Source organism: Tepidamorphus sp. 3E244, assembly GCF_046159835.1.
Lineage (GTDB): Bacteria > Pseudomonadota > Alphaproteobacteria > Rhizobiales > Tepidamorphaceae > JACKJK01.
Map to the genome: position 1 here is coordinate 1157511 of NZ_JBJXCY010000002.1, position 17026 is coordinate 1174536.

The 17026-nt window shown below is 65.6% G+C and carries 19 protein-coding genes; 8 read left to right on the top strand and 11 right to left on the bottom strand.

Going from position 1 to position 17026, the window contains the following annotated elements; genetic code table 11:
• Positions 1-5: 5 nt before the first annotated feature.
• The 3 genes from rpsP to ACKTEK_RS14220 form a co-directional block, all read right to left on the bottom strand.
• Positions 6-473, bottom strand: a complete 468-nt coding sequence (gene rpsP, locus ACKTEK_RS14210) for a 30S ribosomal protein S16 (RefSeq protein ID WP_409165949.1) — start codon at positions 471-473, stop codon at positions 6-8.
• 74 nt (positions 474-547) lie between these two features.
• Positions 548-2095: a signal recognition particle protein gene (gene ffh, locus ACKTEK_RS14215; RefSeq protein ID WP_409165950.1), complete on the bottom strand. Its 1548-nt coding sequence runs from the start codon at positions 2093-2095 to the stop codon at positions 548-550.
• Positions 2088-2282, bottom strand: a complete 195-nt coding sequence (locus ACKTEK_RS14220) for a glutathione S-transferase (protein ID WP_409165951.1) — start codon at positions 2280-2282, stop codon at positions 2088-2090. The genes ffh and ACKTEK_RS14220 overlap by 8 nt, the downstream gene beginning before the upstream one ends.
• Positions 2283-2593: 311 nt before the next feature.
• On the opposite strand from ACKTEK_RS14220, the gene ACKTEK_RS14225 reads away from it, so the two are divergent.
• The 5 genes from ACKTEK_RS14225 (at position 2594) to ACKTEK_RS14245 (ending at position 7356) form a co-directional block, all read left to right on the top strand.
• Entirely contained in the window at positions 2594-3190 is a 597-nt protein-coding gene (locus ACKTEK_RS14225) for a manganese efflux pump MntP family protein (RefSeq protein WP_409165952.1), read from the top strand.
• Positions 3191-3285: 95 nt separating this feature from the next.
• Positions 3286-4155 (top strand): diaminopimelate epimerase, encoded by an 870-nt coding sequence (dapF, locus tag ACKTEK_RS14230; protein WP_409165953.1) that lies wholly within the window; start codon positions 3286-3288, stop codon positions 4153-4155.
• A complete protein-coding gene (mtaB, locus tag ACKTEK_RS14235) occupies positions 4152-5459 on the top strand; it encodes a tRNA (N(6)-L-threonylcarbamoyladenosine(37)-C(2))-methylthiotransferase MtaB (RefSeq protein ID WP_409165954.1) in 1308 nt (435 codons plus the stop codon). Before dapF ends, mtaB begins: the two co-directional genes overlap by 4 nt.
• Positions 5456-6784, top strand: a complete 1329-nt coding sequence (gene ftsY, locus ACKTEK_RS14240) for a signal recognition particle-docking protein FtsY (protein ID WP_409165955.1) — start codon at positions 5456-5458, stop codon at positions 6782-6784. The genes mtaB and ftsY overlap by 4 nt, the downstream gene beginning before the upstream one ends.
• Positions 6781-7356 carry a septation protein A gene (locus ACKTEK_RS14245; protein ID WP_409165956.1) on the top strand — a complete coding sequence of 192 codons (576 nt, stop codon included), beginning with the start codon at positions 6781-6783 and terminating at the stop codon, positions 7354-7356. Before ftsY ends, ACKTEK_RS14245 begins: the two co-directional genes overlap by 4 nt.
• On the opposite strand, the gene ACKTEK_RS14250 is transcribed toward ACKTEK_RS14245, so the two are convergent.
• The 6 genes from ACKTEK_RS14250 to ccmA all read right to left on the bottom strand — a co-directional run bounded on the left by ACKTEK_RS14250 (position 7357) and on the right by ccmA (position 10839).
• On the bottom strand, positions 7357-7893 hold the full coding sequence (locus tag ACKTEK_RS14250; RefSeq protein ID WP_409165957.1) for an NUDIX domain-containing protein: 537 nt from the start codon (positions 7891-7893) through the stop codon (positions 7357-7359).
• A gap of 26 nt (positions 7894-7919) precedes the next feature.
• Positions 7920-8498, bottom strand: a complete 579-nt coding sequence (locus ACKTEK_RS14255; RefSeq protein ID WP_409165958.1) for a DsbE family thiol:disulfide interchange protein — start codon at positions 8496-8498, stop codon at positions 7920-7922.
• A 19-nt stretch (positions 8499-8517) separates the two neighbouring features.
• The gene (gene ccmD, locus ACKTEK_RS14260; protein ID WP_409165959.1) at positions 8518-8691 is read right to left on the bottom strand and encodes a heme exporter protein CcmD; all 174 of its coding nucleotides are present in this window, start codon (positions 8689-8691) and stop codon (positions 8518-8520) included.
• Positions 8684-9448, bottom strand: coding sequence for a heme ABC transporter permease (locus ACKTEK_RS14265; protein WP_409165960.1), 765 nt, complete (start codon positions 9446-9448; stop codon positions 8684-8686). The genes ccmD and ACKTEK_RS14265 overlap by 8 nt, the downstream gene beginning before the upstream one ends.
• A gap of 114 nt (positions 9449-9562) precedes the next feature.
• The gene (ccmB, locus tag ACKTEK_RS14270; protein WP_409165961.1) at positions 9563-10231 is read right to left on the bottom strand and encodes a heme exporter protein CcmB; all 669 of its coding nucleotides are present in this window, start codon (positions 10229-10231) and stop codon (positions 9563-9565) included.
• A complete protein-coding gene (gene ccmA / locus ACKTEK_RS14275; RefSeq protein WP_409165962.1) occupies positions 10228-10839 on the bottom strand; it encodes a heme ABC exporter ATP-binding protein CcmA in 612 nt (203 codons plus the stop codon). Before ccmA ends, ccmB begins: the two co-directional genes overlap by 4 nt.
• A gap of 303 nt (positions 10840-11142) precedes the next feature.
• On the opposite strand from ccmA, the gene acnA reads away from it, so the two are divergent.
• The 3 genes from acnA to ACKTEK_RS14290 all read left to right on the top strand — a co-directional run bounded on the left by acnA (position 11143) and on the right by ACKTEK_RS14290 (position 15571).
• Entirely contained in the window at positions 11143-13824 is a 2682-nt protein-coding gene (gene acnA, locus ACKTEK_RS14280; RefSeq protein ID WP_409165963.1) for an aconitate hydratase AcnA, read from the top strand.
• Between the two features lie 188 nt (positions 13825-14012).
• Positions 14013-14738 (top strand): DUF1223 domain-containing protein, encoded by a 726-nt coding sequence (locus tag ACKTEK_RS14285; protein ID WP_409165964.1) that lies wholly within the window; start codon positions 14013-14015, stop codon positions 14736-14738.
• A 500-nt stretch (positions 14739-15238) separates the two neighbouring features.
• Complete coding sequence (locus tag ACKTEK_RS14290; protein WP_409166166.1) at positions 15239-15571, top strand: DUF2794 domain-containing protein; 333 nt, start codon at positions 15239-15241, stop codon at positions 15569-15571.
• 4 nt (positions 15572-15575) lie between these two features.
• On the opposite strand, the gene ACKTEK_RS14295 is transcribed toward ACKTEK_RS14290, so the two are convergent.
• The gene (locus ACKTEK_RS14295) at positions 15576-16124 is read right to left on the bottom strand and encodes a GNAT family N-acetyltransferase (RefSeq protein ID WP_409165965.1); all 549 of its coding nucleotides are present in this window, start codon (positions 16122-16124) and stop codon (positions 15576-15578) included.
• 113 nt (positions 16125-16237) lie between these two features.
• The gene (locus tag ACKTEK_RS14300) at positions 16238-16981 is read right to left on the bottom strand and encodes a Bax inhibitor-1/YccA family protein (protein ID WP_409165966.1); all 744 of its coding nucleotides are present in this window, start codon (positions 16979-16981) and stop codon (positions 16238-16240) included.
• Positions 16982-17026: the final 45 nt, after the last annotated feature.

Genomic DNA, 17026 nt, shown 5'->3' on the forward strand with positions numbered 1-17026 from the left:
GCGCTTTACGCGTTTTCTTCGGACGCGGCTTCGTCAGACGCGGTCTCTTCGGCCGGAGCCTCCTCGGCGGGGGCTTCCTCGGCGGGCGCCTCTTCAGCCGGGGCCTCGGCTTCGGCGGCAGCGGCTTCAGCCTTCGCCTTGGCGGTCTCTTCCTTTTCCTTCACGCGCTCCTGCGCCTTCTTGCCGGGCTGGGCCTTTTCCGGGTTGTTGCGGGCTGCGCGCTTCATCAGGCCTTCGGCGTCGAGGAAGCGGGCCACGCGGTCGGTCGGCTGCGCACCCTTGGCGAGCCATTCCTTGGCCTTCTCGACGTCGAGAACGATGCGGGCTTCGGAATCCTTCGGCAGCAGCGGGTTGAAGGTGCCGAGCTTCTCGATGAAGCGGCCATCGCGCGGGTAGCGGGAATCGGCCACCACAATGGAATAGAACGGGCGCTTCTTGGCGCCGCCACGGGCGAGACGAATTTTCAGGGCCATTGTCTTGATACTCCAGTTTGTCGGTTGTGTTCGGTTGTTCGTTGATGACGCGTCAGACCGTCAGTGGTGACGGGCTATTTCTTTTTTCCCTTGGAAAGCATGCGGGCGAGGTCGGGCGGCAGGCCGCCGCCGCTGCCGCCGGGAAACCCCGGAGGCAAACCACCACCAGCCCCGCCGGGCAGCTTCGGCATCTGGCTGGGTGCACCGCCCGCAGCCTTCGCCATCTTCTCCAGCTCCGCCGGGTCGACGTTCGGCATGCCGCCGCCCATCCCCATCATGGAGCCGAGACCGCCCATCAGGCCCTTGCCCTTCTTGCCGCCGAGCGCCTTCATCATGTCGGCCATCTGGCGGTGCATCTTCAGAAGCTTGTTGATTTCCTCTACCTTGGTGCCCGACCCGGCGGCGACGCGGCGCTTGCGCGATGCGTTCAGCACTTTCGGGTTGGTGCGTTCCTTCTTGGTCATGGAGGAAATGATCGCGCGCTGGCGGCCCAGCAGGCTGTCGTCGAGATTGGCGCCGGCAAGCTGCTTCTTCATCTTGCCCATGCCGGGCATCATGCCGAGCAACCCGGTCATGCCGCCCATGTTCTGCATCTGCTTGAGCTGCTCGGACAGGTCGTCCAGGTCGAACGCGCCCTTGGCCATCTTTCGGGCCATGGCTTGCGCTTTTTCCTGGTCGATGGTCTCGGCTGCGCGTTCGACCAGCGAAACGATGTCGCCCATGCCGAGAATGCGGCCGGCGATGCGCTCGGGATGGAAATCCTCAAGCTCGTCCATCTTCTCGCCGACGCCGACCAGCTTGATCGGCTTGCCGGTAACGGCGCGCATCGACAGTGCCGCGCCGCCGCGTCCGTCACCGTCGAGACGGGTCAGCACGATGCCGGTGATGCCGACGCGCTCGTTGAAGTTCTTGGCGAGGTTCACCGCGTCCTGGCCGGTCAGCGCATCGGCGACCAGCAGGATTTCGTGCGGGTCGGCGGCCTGCTTGATTTCCGCCATTTCCGCCATCAGCGGCTCGTCGATATGGGTGCGGCCCGCCGTATCGAGCATCACGACGTCGTAGCCGCCGAGACGGCCCGCTTCCATCGCGCGCCTGGCGATCTGCACCGGCGACTGGCCCGCGACAATGGGGAGCGTGGCGACGTTCGTCTGCTCGCCGAGAATCTTGAGCTGTTCCTGTGCGGCAGGGCGGCGCGTGTCGAGCGAGGCCATCAGCACCTTGCGCGGCCCCTGCTGGCCACCCTTGCCCGAAAGCCGGCGGGCGATCTTGGCCGTGGTCGTCGTCTTGCCGGAGCCCTGCAGGCCGACCATCATCACCGCGACCGGGGGCGCGGCGTGCAGGTCGAGTGGCGCGGGATCGCGGCCCAGCATGTCGACGAGGGCGTCGTTGACGATCTTCACGACCATCTGGCCGGGCGTCACGGACTTGACGACTTCGACGCCGACGGCCTTCTCGCGCACCGTCTCGACGAAGTCGCGCACGACGTCGAGCGCGACGTCAGCCTCGATCAGCGCGCGACGAACCTCGCGCAGCGCCTCCGAAACATCGGCCTCCGACAGCGCACCGCGCTTCGTCAGCTTGTCGAAAATGCCACTCAGGCGATCGGAAAGATTGTCAAACACGGGACGCCTCCGATGTTGCGATCTTCGCGTCGAACGCGGAAACGGCGGTCTCGAACTTGTCGCGGCAGCCGGTGTTGCAGAACCCGACCACCTGCCCGCGATACAACGTGAGCGAATCCGCCGCGACCGGGTCTCCCGACCACGGGCACGTCTCGTTCACGCAATCCTCAAGTCTCAGTTCGCTCATTCTTCCGCTCCCGCGACAGCCTGTTTCATCCCGCCTTGCAGATAGGTACGCGGCCACCCGCCGCACAGCCCAAACGCAGAGCGCGCCCGCGGGCGAACATCGCTGGCGGGCGTTGACCCCCACGGCCTCATGTGCCGGGCGGCGGAGACAAGATGCATCTGTCCCGAATTTCGGCCTGCGTCATACACGAAGACCTGCCATGCGGTCAAACCCGCTGGCGCAGCCTTGCCCCGGACGTCCTGCGCCAGTATTTACCGCGCCTCGCCTCGCGGCCCGGCATTCGGGCACTTGGACCCACGGGGGACGCGGCGATGACCTTCGGCGCACTGCTGCTCGTTGCCCTCGCCCTGTCGACCGACGCGTTTGCCGTTTCGCTGGCACGCGGCGCATCCGGGCGCTTCGCGACCTACGGCTCGGCGCTGCGCACGGGCGCCATGTTCGGACTTGCCGAAGGCGCGATGGTCGCGCTCGGCCTGTTGCTCGCCTCGAGCTTTCGTACGTTCGTGGAAGAGATCGACCACTGGTTCGCCCTGTTTCTGCTCGTGGCGATCGGCGGGCGGATGATCTACGCCGGCCTCACCGATTCCGGCGAGAGTGAAGACGAGCCGGACAATGGGCCCGCGAAACGCCCGAGCCTGCTCGGCAACCTCGTCACGGTACTTGGCACCAGCATCGACGCCTGCGCGGTCGGCATCGCGCTCGCCTTCGCCGACGTCTCGGGACTGTTTGCCGCCCTCATCATCGGCTGCGTGTCCTTCGCGGTCGCCACCACCGGGCTGTTGATCGCGCCGCGCGTCGGCAAGCTGCTGGGACCGCATGCCGAAACCGTGGGCGGTATCGTTCTGGCGGCAATTGGCGTCTACATTTTCGTGACGCACTCCGTGGCCGCGGAAACCATCATTCCGTAGATTTGGGCGGCTTCTCGCTTTTTGCCCCATGATCGGCCATATATCGCGCCAAACAGGCTTTGCGCCTCAAGACACTGCAACGAAGGACCATCCGCGTGACGACGCGCGACATCGCCTTTCGCAAGATGAACGGACTGGGCAACGACTTCATCATCGTTGACGCCCGGACGGGTCCGCTCGGCCTGATGCCGCCGGATATCGCGCGCATCGCCAATCGCGAGACCGGGATCGGCTGCGACCAGTTCATCGCGCTGCTGCCGGGAAAGAACGGCGCGGACGTCTTCATGCGCATCTTCAATCCAGACGGCAGCGAGGCCGGTGCCTGCGGCAACGCCACGCGCTGCGTCGCAGACATCCTCGGCAGCGAGACCGGCAAGCGCGACATCGTCATCGAGACCATCGCCGGCCAGCTGCCGAGCGTCATCCACGCCGATGGTACCGTCAGCGTCGACATGGGCGCGCCGCGCCTGAAGTGGGACGAAATCCCGCTTGCAGAAGAATTCCACGATACCAGCGGCATCGAGCTGCAGGTCGGGCCCATAGACGCGCCGGTGCTGCATTCGCCCGCCGTCGCCAACATGGGCAACCCGCACGCGGTCTTCTTCACCGCCGATATCGACGCGCACGACCTGGCCGCCATCGGCCCGGTGCTGGAAAACCACCCGATGTTTCCCGAGCGCGCCAATATCTCGATTGTCCAGGTGATCGACCGCACCCATGTGCGCGCCCGCGTCTGGGAGCGTAGCGCGGGGCTGACCCTTGCCTGCGGCAGCGCGGCCTGCGCCATCGGCGTATCGGCTGTCCGCCGGCGCATGACCGAGCGCAAGCTGACCGTCACCCTGCCCGGCGGGCCGCTCCTCATCGAATGGCGCGAGAGCGACGGCCACGTCATCATGACCGGCCCTGTCACCCACGATTACGACGCCCTGATCCCGCACACGCTGCTGCCGGAGACCGCCGCATGACCAGCCCGCAGAACGGGCCGCGCGTCGTCACCTTCGGCTGCCGGCTCAACGCCTATGAATCGGAACTCATTCGCGGCGCGGGCGAGGCCGCCGGCGCGGGCGAGGACACCATCGTCTTCAACACCTGCGCGGTGACGGGCGAAGCCGTGCGGCAGGCCCGCCAGGCGATCCGCCGTGCCCGCCGCGAGAACCCGAACGCCCGCATCGTCGTCACCGGGTGTGCAGCGCAAACCGAGCCTGCCACCTTCGCCCAGATGGGCGAGGTCGATCTCGTTGTCGGCAACGAGCACAAGGCCGACCCCTCTCGCTACGCCGCTGATTTCGGAACCGAAACGAGCGAGAAAGTCTTCGTCAACGACATCATGAGCGTGCGTGAGACCGCCGGCCACCTCGTCGGCGGGGAGGACGCGATCCTCATCGACGGCCTGAAGGACCGCGCCCGCGCCTTCGTTCAGGTGCAAAACGGCTGCGACCATCGCTGCACCTTCTGCATCATTCCCTATGGCCGCGGGCCGTCGCGCTCCGTGCCCGGTGGCGTCGTGGTCGAGCAGATCCGCCGGCTGGTGGAAAACGGCTATGCGGAAGTGGTGCTGACCGGCGTCGACCTGACCTCTTACGGGTCCGACCTGCCGGGAACGCCGAGCCTTGGCATGCTGACCCACGATATCCTGCGCCACGTGCCGGAACTTCAGCGCCTGCGCATCTCCTCCATCGATTCCATCGAGGTGGATGACGCGCTGATGGACGCGATTGCCAACGAACCGCGCTTGATGCCGCACCTGCACCTCTCCCTGCAGGCGGGCGATGATCTGATCCTGAAGCGCATGAAGCGCCGCCACCTGCGCGATGACGCCATCCGCTTCTGCGAGGACGTTCGCGCCCTGCGCCCGGACATGGTCTTCGGGGCCGACCTCATCGCCGGCTTCCCGACCGAGACCGAAGACCATTTCCAGCGCTCGCTCGATATCGTCACCGAATGCGGGCTGACGCATCTGCATGTCTTCCCGTTCTCACCGCGCGAGGGCACGCCGGCAGCAAGGATGCCGCAGCTTGAGCGCGCCATCGTGAAGGAGCGCGCCGCACGGCTGCGCGCCGAGGGCGACCGCGCTTTGCAGGCGCATCTGGATTCGCGCGTCGGCATGAGCGCCGACATTCTGGTCGAGCGACCCGGCATCGGACGCACCGAGCAGTTCACCGAGGCCCGCCTTCCGGACGATACGAGCGAACCGGGACGCATCGTCCCGGCGATCCTCGCCGGTCATGACGGCCAGATGTTCATCGCACGGACGCAGGCGGCGGCATGAGCGAGAAACAGGGTTTCTTCAAGCGGTTGTTCGGAGGCGCAAAGCCCGAACCCGAAAAGCCCGACGTCGAGGAAAAGCCGGCGGACGAGCAAGCCGCGGACACCGCGGCGCAGCCCGAACCCGCTGCCCCGGTCGAGCCTGCCGAACCGGCAGCTCCGCTCGCCGAGGAACAGGCGCCGCCACCTGCCGAGCCAGACGAACCTCCCGCGCCGCAGGAGCCGGGCGAGCCGCCGCTGCCGCCGGTCGAGGACCTGCCCGCGCGGCTGGAAGCCGTGACGCCGGAAGTCGCCGCGACCGAGGATGCCGGTGAGCCGCTGGCCGAACCGCAACCCGAGCCTGAGCGGGAACCTCAGCCCGCGCCCGAACCGGTACCTGCCGAAGATGAACCGAAGCAGTCCTGGTTCGGACGGCTGACATCGGGCCTGTCGCGCTCCTCCAATGCTCTCAAGGACAACCTCGTCTCCATCGTCACCAAGCGAAAGCTTGACGATGCGATGCTGGAGGACCTCGAGGACGTGCTGATCGCCGCCGACCTCGGCGTCGAAACAGCCATGCGCATCACTGACGCGCTGGCCGCCGGTCGCTTCGACAAGGAAATCAGCGACACGGAAGTTCGCGCCGTGCTGGCGGAGGAAGTCGCCCGCACGCTGGAACCCGTTGCCCAGCCGCTGGTGATCGACGGCAAGCACAAGCCGCACGTGGTTCTCGTCGTCGGCGTCAACGGCACCGGCAAGACGACAACCATCGCCAAGCTCGCCGCGCAGTTCCGCGACGACGGCAAGTCCGTCGTTCTGGCCGCCGGTGACACGTTCCGTGCCGCAGCCGTCGAGCAGCTGAAGATCTGGGGCGGGCGCATTGGTGCGCCGGTGGTTGCCCGCGAGATCGGCGCGGATGCCGCCGGCCTTGCCTTCGACGCGCTCGACAAGGCGCAGGCGGAAAACGCCGACGTGCTGATGATCGACACCGCAGGCCGCCTGCAGAACAAGGCCGACCTGATGGCCGAGCTTGAAAAGATCATCCGCGTGATCCGCAAGAAGGATGAGACCGCGCCCCACACGGTGCTGCTGACCCTTGATGCGACCACCGGGCAGAACGCCATGCAGCAGGTGGAAATCTTCCGCAATGTCGCGGGCGTCACCGGCCTTGTGATGACCAAGCTCGACGGCACGGCGCGCGGCGGCATTCTGGTTGCCATCGCCGCCAGGCACGGGCTGCCGGTCCACGCCATCGGCGTCGGCGAGGGTGTCGACGATCTCCAGCCCTTCGACCCGAAGGAGTTCGCCCGCGCGATTGCAGGCTCCGACACGCTTCAGGGTGCCGCATGAGCGAGACAACGCAGCGCGAGAACGCCCACGGCATCCGGCTTGCGACCGAGATGGGCCCGCTGGTCGTTTTCTTCCTTTCCAACTGGAAGTTCGGGATCTTCTGGGCGACCGGAGCCTTCATGGTCGCGACCGCGATCGCGCTGACTTTCGCCTATATCCGCCTGCGAACGATCCCGATCATGCCGCTCATCACCGGCGTCTTCGTGCTGATCTTCGGCGGCCTGACGCTCTACATGCAGGACGACATCTTCATCAAGCTGAAGCCCACCATCGTGAACCTGTGCTTCGCGGCGATGCTGGCGGCCGGCCTCTATTTCCGCCGCCCGCTGCTGAAGATCGTCTTCGGCCCGATCTTCGCGCTCGACGACGAGGGCTGGCACAAGCTCACGGTGCGCTGGATGATCTTCTTCGTCTTTCTGGCGGTGGTGAACGAGTTCGTCTGGCGGACCTATTCCACCGACACCTGGGTCAGCTTCAAGGTCTTCGGCATCATGCCGCTGACGCTGGCCTTCTCGCTGGCGCAGCTGCCGCTGCTGCAGAAGCATTCGCTGGAAAGCGAAGATGCGGCCTGACTATTCCGAAAGCCCGCCCGTTTCTCCGTCCGGGTTGGCGAACGGCGCGGTCGCTTTGCCTAAGTGCACGCTGCGCTCGTGGTCCAGCGCCCATTTGACCGAAGGGAACGCGATGTCTTCCCACGGGATCTCGTCCCAGCCGAACAAGCCGACTTCAAGGCTTTCCTCACCCGCCGCGATTTCCGGCTCGGCAAACGTCGCGCGGTAGAAGATCTGCACCTGGCTCAGATGCGCGATGGTGTAGACGGCGAGCAGCCCGGAGATGTTCAAGTTGGCGCAGGCCTCTTCCCGCGCCTCGCGCTTGGCGCCGGCCTCCGGCGTCTCGGCCAGTTCGAGATAACCTGCCGGGATCGTCCAGAAGCCCTTGCGCGGCTCGATGGCGCGGCGGCACAGCAGCACCTTCTCGCCCGAACGCACCACGGAGCCGACGACGATCTTGGGGTTCACGTAGGCGACGAAACCGCAATGGTCGCAGACCTTGCGCGAGACGTTGTCGCCTTGCGGCACGCTTTCGTTGAAGCTCGGATCGAGCGGCATCGCTTCGCCCCCGGCGGTTGTCGAGGCTATTGTGACGAGGTTCCGACGAGCGTTTCCTCGATCTTCGGCATGATGATCTGCTCGAGGATCGCCTTGTTGATCGGCCCCACATGCTTGTAGGCGACGCGTCCTCTAGCGTCGACGATGAAGGTTTCCGGCACGCCGTAGACGCCCCAGTCGATGCCGACGCGCCCTGTCTGGTCGGTGCCGACCGCATCATACGGGTTGCCGTAGCGCCCCAGGAACCGGCGCGCGTTGTCTGCCTTGTCCTTGTAGTTCAGCCCGTAGAGCTTGAACCGGTCGTCCTTGGACAATTCCACCATGAAGGGGTGCTCGTCGCGGCACGGCACGCACCATGACGCCCAGACATTGACGACGCTCACAGCGCCGTTGAGGTCGGCGCGCGAAAAGCCCGGCACGGGTTCGTTGTCGCCGGTGAGGTCGGGCAGCGCGTCGAGCTGGAACTCCGGCGCCTCGCGCCCGATCAGCGCCGAGGGCACCTTGGACGGGTCGCCCGCGTCCAGACGGTAGTAGAACAGCCCGGCCAGCGACAGGAACACGACAAGCGGAATGATGATGAGCGCGCGCGAGAGCGTTTCGTTCACGAGAAATCCAGTTCGAAAATCAGGTCTGCGGCGTGGAGCGGCGGCGCAGGCCCCGGCTCTTCATGGTCTCCAGCGCACGCTGCTGCGCGCGCCCGTCATGGCGCACCCATAGTATCAGCCCGGCGATGACCGCAACCGTGATGGCGTAACTCGCCGCGATATAGCCCGCGTGGCGTCCGAATTCCTCAAGCAAGGCCCGGCTCCTCCTGTGCAGCACCTGTCGCGGCACCGCGCGCCGCCGTGATCTGCATGGCGCGCACGCGCCGACGCAGCACCTCGTTGCGCATCGCGGCGATGTGTATGGCCATGAACAGGAACGTCGCCCCGAGCGCCATGACCAGCAGCGGGATGAGGATCGAGGAGTGGATCGTCGGCCCGTCCATGCGCATCACGCTGGCCGGCTGGTGCAGCGTGTTCCACCACTCCACCGAGAACTTGATAATCGGCAGGTTCACCGCGCCGACCAGCGCCAGCACCGCGACGATGCGCGCGCCGCGCGCCGGATCGTCGAACGAGCGCCACAGCGCGATCAGCCCGAGATACATCAGGAACAGGATCAGAACCGAGGTCAGCCGCGCGTCCCACACCCACCACGTGCCCCACATGGGCTTGCCCCACAGCGAGCCTGTGACGAGCGCGATGAAGGTGAAGACAGCCCCGATGGGGGCAGCGGCGCGCGCCGAGACATCCGCCAGCGGATGCCGCCAGACAAGCGTGCCGATGGAGGAAATGGCGATCAGCGAATAGGCGAACATCGCCAGCCATGCCGCAGGCACGTGGATGAACATGATCCGCACGGTGTTGCCCTGCTGGTAGTCCTGCGGGGCGACGAAGAACGACAGGTACAGGCCGACCGCAAGCGTCACGCACGCAAGGCCCCACAGCCACGGCAGGATGCGCTGGCTGTAGCCCATGAAACGGGTCGGATTGGCGAGGTCCATGACACCCATGAAGACGATCCTGCCTGTCTGGAACGGTTCTGAAGAACGCTTGTTGGCGCGACTGTTACACATTCAAGGCGGCGAATTGAAGTCGCCCCCTGCGCCCCATTGCCGCGCGTGAAGCTACTCCAGCCCGAACCGCAGCGCGGCGGCTGCGGCGATCGGCCCGAGCACCGATGCCCCCAGCGAAAGCGCCAGCAGCAACAGGAACGGGTTGAGGAACGGCGTCGTCACGACCACGGCGGCCGAGGTCGCGAGAATGCCGAATATCAGGATCGGGATCATCAGTGGAATCACGAGGATCGCCATGAGAAGTCCGCCCCTACGAAGGGCAACGGTCAGCGCCGCCCCGATGATGCCGATGAAGGTCAGTCCCGGCGTGCCGGCAAGCAGCGTCAGGCAGACTGCGCCGAGCGATTCCGCCGGCATGTTCAGCATCATCCCGAACAGCGGCGCGGCAACCGCCAGCGGCAGGCCGGTCGTGACCCAGTAGGCCGCGGCCTTTACGGCCACGGTGAGTTCCAGCGGCACCGGCGCCATGACCATGAGATCGAGAGAGCCGTCTTCCTGATCGGCCTGGAAGAGCCGGTCGAGCGCCAGCAGGTTGGCCAGCAGCGCCCCGATCCACAGGATCGCCGGGCCGATGCGCGCCAGCAGGTTCAGGTCCGGCCCGACGGCGAAGGGAATGACGGTGACGACGATGAGAAAGAAGATCACTGCCATTAGCGCGCCGCCGCCAAGCCGCACGGCGAGCGTCAGTTCGCGGTAGAAGAGGCTCTTGAGCGCGCTCATGCCAGCCGCTCCAGCTTGAGGTCGCGCACCGTGAAGGGCAGGTCAACGTGGGTCGCGGCGATGACGATGCCGCCACGCGCCAGATGCGTTTCGATCAGTGCAAAAAGCCGCGCCTGCCCGTCGGCATCAAGCGCGGAGGTGGGTTCATCCAGCAGCCAGACGGGCCGCGAAACCGCGGCGAGCCGCGCCAATGCCAGTCGCCTGCGCTGCCCGGCGGACAGGTAGCGCGCCGGCAGGGTCGCGATATCAAGCAGGCCGACTGCGTCCAGCGCATCGTCGATTGCCGCGCGCGGTGGCGCGCCATCGCCAAGGAACGTGGCCCAGAAGCCGAGGTTTTCCTCAACGCTCAGGCCCGGTTTCAGTGCGTCGAGATGGCCGAGATAGTGGGCCTGCTCGGCAACCGGCGTGTCCGCCTCGCCGCCGGACAGCGTGAGTTCGCCCGCCTCCAGCGGAACGAGGCCCGCAATCAGCCGCAGCAGCGAGGATTTGCCCACACCGTTGGGTCCGCGCAGGGCCAGTGCCGCCCCGCCGGCTGCGTCAAAGGAAAGCCCGTGCAGCACACGCCGCCCACCGCGCAGGCACGCAAGCTCGTGCCCCGACAGGGTCATGCCTTCAAAATGCGCAGTATTCGACGGATTCACGACTATGGGCTCACTGGCGAACGCATCTGGATTTCACTATAAGGCGCACAGTTGGAGGCCCGAGACGTCACCGTTTCGCAACGCATTCGCGCCCATGATGCAGGACCGGCTGCCCCCGTGGCAGAGCCGGCGTGGCGCGAACCGGTTGTTTCACGGTCGCGCCGAACCATGTTCAAGGTAGCCGGACCGTTCTGCGTATTGCCCGCTGGACAAGGTTTCCTCGCCGCCCCCTGGGTAGCTCCGCAACGCCGATTTTGGGGATCATTCATCGTGACCACTTCGCTCGACACATTCAATTGCCGCAAGACCCTGAAGGCTGCCGGCAAGACCTATACCTATTACAGCCTGCCCGCCGCCGAGAAGAACGGGCTGGAAGGCATCTCACGCCTGCCGTTCTCGCTCAAGGTGCTGCTGGAGAACCTTCTGCGCAACGAGGACGGCCGCACCGTCACCGCAGATGACATCCGCGCCATGGCCGCGTGGCTCACCAACAAGTCGTCCGACCGCGAGATCGCCTTCCGCCCGGCGCGCGTGCTGATGCAGGATTTCACCGGTGTCCCCGCCGTCGTGGACCTCGCCGCCATGCGCGACGCGACCAAGAAGCTCGGCGTCAGCCCCAAGAAGATCAATCCGCTGGTTCCCGTCGACCTCGTCATCGATCACTCTGTGATGGTCGATGCCTTCGGAAACGACGCGGCCTTCAAGTTCAATGTCGAGCGCGAATACGAGCGAAACCGCGAGCGTTACGAGTTCCTGCGTTGGGGTTCGGGCGCCTTCGACAACTTCCGCGTCGTGCCCCCCGGCACTGGCATCTGCCACCAGGTGAACCTTGAATATCTCGCCCAGACGGTCTGGACCAAGAAGGACGGCCGCCGCACGGTCGCCTATCCCGACACGCTGGTCGGCACCGATTCCCACACCACCATGGTCAACGGCCTGTCGGTTCTGGGCTGGGGCGTCGGCGGCATCGAGGCCGAGGCCGCCATGCTGGGCCAGCCGATTTCCATGCTGATCCCCGAGGTCATCGGCTTCAAGATGAGCGGCAAGCTGAAGGAAGGCGTCACCGCCACTGACCTGGTGCTGCGCGTCACCGAGCTGCTGCGCGCCCACGGCGTCGTCGGCAAGTTCGTCGAGTTCTTCGGCAAGGGCCTCAACAACCTGAGCCTCGAAGACCAGGCAACCATCGCCAACATGGCGCCGGAATACGGCGCGACCTGCGGCTTCTTCCCCATCGACGAGGACACCATCGAGTACCTCAAGGCGACTGGCCGCGAGGAAGACCGTGTTGCGCTGGTGGAAGCCTACGCCAAGCGCCAGGGCATGTTCCGCAAGTCCCGCACGCCGGACCCGGAATTCACCGACGTTCTGGAGCTGAACCTGCGCAGCGTCGAACCGGCCATCGCCGGGCCGAAGCGCCCGCAGGACCGCGTGCCCCTGAAGACCGCCAAGAAGGTGTTCGACGGCGCGCTCAAGGACGAGTTCAACAAGAAGCGCAACACCAAGAAGCGCTACCCCGTGCCGAACCAGAATTTCGACCTCGGCCACGGCGACGTGGTGATCGCCGCCATCACCTCCTGCACCAACACCTCCAACCCCTCGGTGATGATCGCTGCCGGCCTGGTTGCCCGCAACGCACGCGCCAGGGGCCTGTCCGTGAAGCCGTGGGTGAAGACCTCGCTGGCGCCCGGCAGCCAGGTGGTGACCGACTACCTCGCCAAGGCCAACCTGCAGGATGACCTCGACGCGATGGGTTTCAACCTCGTTGGCTATGGCTGCACCACCTGCATCGGCAACTCCGGCCCGCTGCCGGAGGACATTTCCGCCGCCATCGCCGAGCATGACCTCGTCGCCTGCTCGGTACTCTCGGGTAACCGGAACTTCGAGGGCCGCGTGAACCAGGACGTGAAGGCGAACTGGCTCGCCTCCCCGCCGCTCGTTGTCGCCTATGCCATTGCCGGCTCGCTCAACATCAACCTGTCGCGCGACCCCATCGGCACCGACAAGAACGGCGAGGACGTCTTCCTGAAGGACATCTGGCCGTCTTCCGCCGAGATCGCCGACCTCGTGCGCACCTCCGTCACCCCGGAGATGTTCGACGAGCGCTATTCCGACGTGTTCAAGGGCGATGCCGGCTGGCAGGCCATCGAGACCGGCGGCGGCGTCACCTACAAGTGGGACATGGGTTCGACCTACGTGCAGAACCCGCCCTACTTCGAGGACCTGGAACTCACCCCCAAGCCGGTATCCGACGTGAAGGATGCCCACATCCTCGGTCTGTTCCTGGATTCGATCACCACCGACCACATTTCCCCGGCCGGTTCGATCAAGGGTGCAAGCCCCGCAGGCGAGTACCTCTCCGAGCACCAGGTGCCCCAGCGCGAGTTCAACTCCTACGGCGCGCGCCGCGGCAACCACGAGGTGATGATGCGCGGCACCTTCGCCAACATCCGCATCAAGAACCAGATGGTGCCCGGTGTCGAAGGCGGCATGACCAAGCATTTCCCTTCGGGCGAGCAGATGCCGATCTACGACGCGGCCATGAAGTACGAGGCGGACAATGTCCCGCTCGTCGTCTTCGCCGGCAAGGAATACGGCACCGGTTCGAGCCGCGACTGGGCCGCCAAGGGCACCCGCCTTCTTGGCGTACGCGCCGTCATCGCCCAGTCCTTCGAGCGCATCCACCGTTCCAACCTGATCGGCATGGGCGTCGTTCCGCTGGTCTTCACCGGCGACGACAGCTGGCAGAGCCTCGGCCTGACCGGCGACGAGACCGTCACCCTCGACGGCCTGTCCGACCTGTCGCCGCGCAAGACGGTGACGGCGAAGATCACCTGGCCCGACGGCAAGACGAAGTCGGTCGACCTGCTCTGCCGCATCGATACGCTGGACGAGCTCGACTACTTCAAGAACGGCGGCATCCTGCACTACGTGCTGCGCGGCCTCGCTGCCTGAGGCAGCTGATATCCCACGAAAACCAGGCCGGTGCGGCATCCGCATCGGCCTTTTCATTTCCCGCGAAAGCCGGCCTCGCGCGCGTTTCACGCAAGGGTGACAGGGCGTGACGCCTCGCGGCGCGCTTTCGCGCTAATATCCTTCTCAGACAAATTGCACCAAGACGCGCAACGCGAGAGACGATCCGCATGAAAGTCCTGTCCGCAGTCGCATTCGCTGCCGCCTTCGCCATCCTGCCGGCCAGCGCTGGCACCTTGAAGCCCAAGGCCGTTGCCGAGCTGTTCACCTCGCAGGGCTGCTCGTCCTGTCCGCCGGCCGACAAGGTGTGGAACGAGCTTGCCGAACGCGATGACGTCCTCGCCCTCACCCTGCCCGTGGACTACTGGGATTATCTTGGCTGGAAGGACACGCTGGCGAGCGCCGAGCACACCGAGCGCCAGCGCGGCTATGTCCGCGCGCTGGATTCACGCTCCGTCTACACCCCGCAGGGCGTCATCAACGGCCGCATCAATGTCGTCGGCTCGAGGCGCCAGGACGTGCTGAAATCGCTGGAGAGCGACAATGTCGGCGCAGCGCTCGCGCTGGAGATTGAAACAAGCGGCGACACGCTCACCGTTCAGGCCGCGCCGGCAAGCGGCACCGTCCGCAATGCCAGCCTATGGCTCGTGGTCTACGAGGCGTCGGATACGGTCGAGATCGGCCGCGGCGAGAATGCCGGGCGCACCGTCACCTACAGCAACGTCGTGAAGGCCATTCGCCCGCTTGGCCGCTGGGCCGGCAAGGCTCAAAGCTACTCCGCTTCGCTCGACGGGCTGACGGGGCGCGGACTGCACTGCGCCGTCATCGTCCAGCGGCTGAACGACGGCGAGCCGGGACCGATCCAGGCTGCTGCCGTGCTCGATCACGCCATCTGAGGCGCTGCTTCAATCTGACTGGAAAGAGAAAAGGCCGGCGGGAAGCCGGCCTGTTTGAGGGTCTGCGGGTCTAAGCCGGTTTTTGCTGACCGGCTGGGCGTTGCCCGCCGCGGGGGAACGCGGCGCCTGATGACGCAAACCTCGTACGCAAGAACTGTGAACTCGATACTGGCAGGAAAGTCGGCCCGGTTCATTTGCCAGATCCCGGAGGGGCTGGGGGGCTGAAGAATTCCGAAACCTTGGGCTTCAGAACCGGGCCTTCGAGGCAACATCTTCATTCCAGTCCCGCAATCGGGCTGGGCCGGGGCCGGAATAGGGCAACTTTGTGATTTGTTTTCGAGGTGCCGTTTCCCCCGGTCCGCGCGGGCTTGCATTGGCCGTCTTGATCGCGCGAAACTCTCCTTCGTGACAGTTTGACGTCACGCCGACCCGCGCGAATCAGGAGGCGTTCCTTGAACGACGGCGAACCGATAACCTTCACGGGCGGCAGGACGAACGCGATGCCGGCCCACCAGGCGAAGCGAAACGAGCCTGCCTGCACGTCCTTCGACCGGCGTGAACTGACCACCATCCTCAACGTCTACGGAAAGAAGGTCGCCGAAGGCGAATGGCGCGACTACGCCATCGACCTGCTGCGCGACCGTGCGGTGTTTTCCATCTTCCGCCGCACCTCCGAAGCCCCGCTCTACCGCATCGAGAAGAACCCGAAGCTGTCGCGCCGCCAGGGCGCCTACACCGTCGTTGCCGCAACGGGGCAGATTCTCAAGCGCGGCCACGACCTGTCGCAGGTGCTGCGCGTCCTCGACAAGGGCCTGCGGCTGGTCAAGGCCTGAGGGCCTAGCGGCCCGGTGGCGGCGGCGCACTCGCGCCCGCACCCAGTGCAAGCTGCATGATGGTGATGCCGCGCCACTCCCCCTGTTTGAATCCCACATCCGGCAGTTCGCCGACCGTGACGAACCCGACCGCGCGGTGCAGCCCGATGGAGGCGTCGCTCGATGCCGAGCGCGAGATGATCGCGATCATCTGGCGGAAACCGGCCTGCGCGCAGCGCTCGATCAGCGCGTGCATCAGGACCTTGCCAAGCCCGGTGCCGCGCGCCGCCCGGTCGATATAGACCGAATCCTCCACGGTAAACCGGTAAGCCGCGCGCTTGTGGTAGGCGCCCGCATAGGCATAGCCCAGCACCTGCCCGTCCCGTTCGGCCACGATGTAGGGAAACCCGCCGCCGGTGACTGTCTCGAACCGGGTCGTCATCTCGGCGAGGTCGGGCGGCACCGTCTCGAAGGACGCCGAGCCGTTCTCCACCTCGTCGGCATAGATCGCCGTGATGGCTGGAAGGTCCTCGCGCGTCGCCGCGCGGATGAGAGTGTCGTCGCTGTTGGCCATCGCCCGCCCCGATGATGAATTTTCGTGGGCGATTTAAGTCAGCGCGAGGCCAAAAGAAAAGGCCCCGGCGACACCGCCGGGGCCTTCGCAATTCGCATGACTGCCGCGTGTGACTATTCGCGGTTGCCGAAGAGCTGGAGCATCATCATGAACAGGTTGATGAAGTCCAGGTACAGGCGCAGCGCGCCCATGATGGCCTTCTGACCGGTGACCGTGCCGTCATCGCCCACGTAGTACATCTCCTTGATCTGCTGCGTGTCATACGCGGTCAGACCGGTGAAGATGAGGACGCCGATCACCGAAACGGCGAACTGGATGGCGCTGGAGCCGATGAAGATGTTCACGACGCTGGCGATGATGATGCCGATCAGGCCCATGAAGAGGAACGAACCCCAGCCGGAGAGGTCCTTCTTCGTGGTGTAGCCGTAGAGGCTCATCGCGCCGAACGTGGCAGCGGCCAGGAAGAACACGCGCACGATGCTCTCGCCCGTAAAGACGAGGAAGATCGACGACAGCGATAGCCCCATGAGGCCGGCAAAGGCCCAGAACGCCATCTGCGCGCCGGTTGCGCTCATCTTGTGGATGCGCGCCGACAGGAAGAAGACGAAGCCCAGCGGGGCAAGCATGACAACCCACTTCAGCGGGCTGAAGAACAGCGTCTGGCCGAAGCTGGTGAGCTGGCCATTGTCGACCGCCATCATGGCGGTGACGTATGCGGCGACGCCCGTAACGGCGAGACCGACGGACATGTAGTTGTAGACCCGCAACATGAAGCTGCGCAGGCCCTCGTCGATATAACCGGCCTCCGCGCGCTGTTGTGCGTAGCCGGAAGCAGCACTCCGGTTAAGGTCGGACATCGTGAAACCTCACATGTGTTGAAGACATACCGAGCATGAATATGG

Excerpts from the sequence above, each read along its gene's own strand:
- ACKTEK_RS14250 (WP_409165957.1), bottom strand. The coding sequence starts at position 7,893 with ATGCCGCTCGATCCGAGCTTCAACGAAAGCGTGCCGCAAGGCGACAAC.
- ftsY (WP_409165955.1), top strand. The coding sequence starts at position 5,456 with ATGAGCGAGAAACAGGGTTTCTTCAAGCGGTTGTTCGGAGGCGCAAAG.
- ACKTEK_RS14295 (WP_409165965.1), bottom strand. The coding sequence starts at position 16,124 with ATGGCCAACAGCGACGACACTCTCATCCGCGCGGCGACGCGCGAGGAC.
- ccmB (WP_409165961.1), bottom strand. The coding sequence starts at position 10,231 with ATGAGCGCGCTCAAGAGCCTCTTCTACCGCGAACTGACGCTCGCCGTG.
- ccmA (WP_409165962.1), bottom strand. The coding sequence starts at position 10,839 with ATGACCCTGTCGGGGCACGAGCTTGCGTGCCTGCGCGGTGGGCGGCGT.
- rpsP (WP_409165949.1), bottom strand. The coding sequence starts at position 473 with ATGGCCCTGAAAATTCGTCTCGCCCGTGGCGGCGCCAAGAAGCGCCCG.
- mtaB (WP_409165954.1), top strand. The coding sequence starts at position 4,152 with ATGACCAGCCCGCAGAACGGGCCGCGCGTCGTCACCTTCGGCTGCCGG.
- ACKTEK_RS14220 (WP_409165951.1), bottom strand. The coding sequence starts at position 2,282 with ATGAGCGAACTGAGACTTGAGGATTGCGTGAACGAGACGTGCCCGTGG.
- ACKTEK_RS14225 (WP_409165952.1), top strand. The coding sequence starts at position 2,594 with ATGACCTTCGGCGCACTGCTGCTCGTTGCCCTCGCCCTGTCGACCGAC.
- ACKTEK_RS14290 (WP_409166166.1), top strand. The coding sequence starts at position 15,239 with ATGCCGGCCCACCAGGCGAAGCGAAACGAGCCTGCCTGCACGTCCTTC.
- ACKTEK_RS14285 (WP_409165964.1), top strand. The coding sequence starts at position 14,013 with ATGAAAGTCCTGTCCGCAGTCGCATTCGCTGCCGCCTTCGCCATCCTG.
- ACKTEK_RS14300 (WP_409165966.1), bottom strand. The coding sequence starts at position 16,981 with ATGTCCGACCTTAACCGGAGTGCTGCTTCCGGCTACGCACAACAGCGC.
- ACKTEK_RS14265 (WP_409165960.1), bottom strand. The coding sequence starts at position 9,448 with ATGGGTGTCATGGACCTCGCCAATCCGACCCGTTTCATGGGCTACAGC.
- ACKTEK_RS14245 (WP_409165956.1), top strand. The coding sequence starts at position 6,781 with ATGAGCGAGACAACGCAGCGCGAGAACGCCCACGGCATCCGGCTTGCG.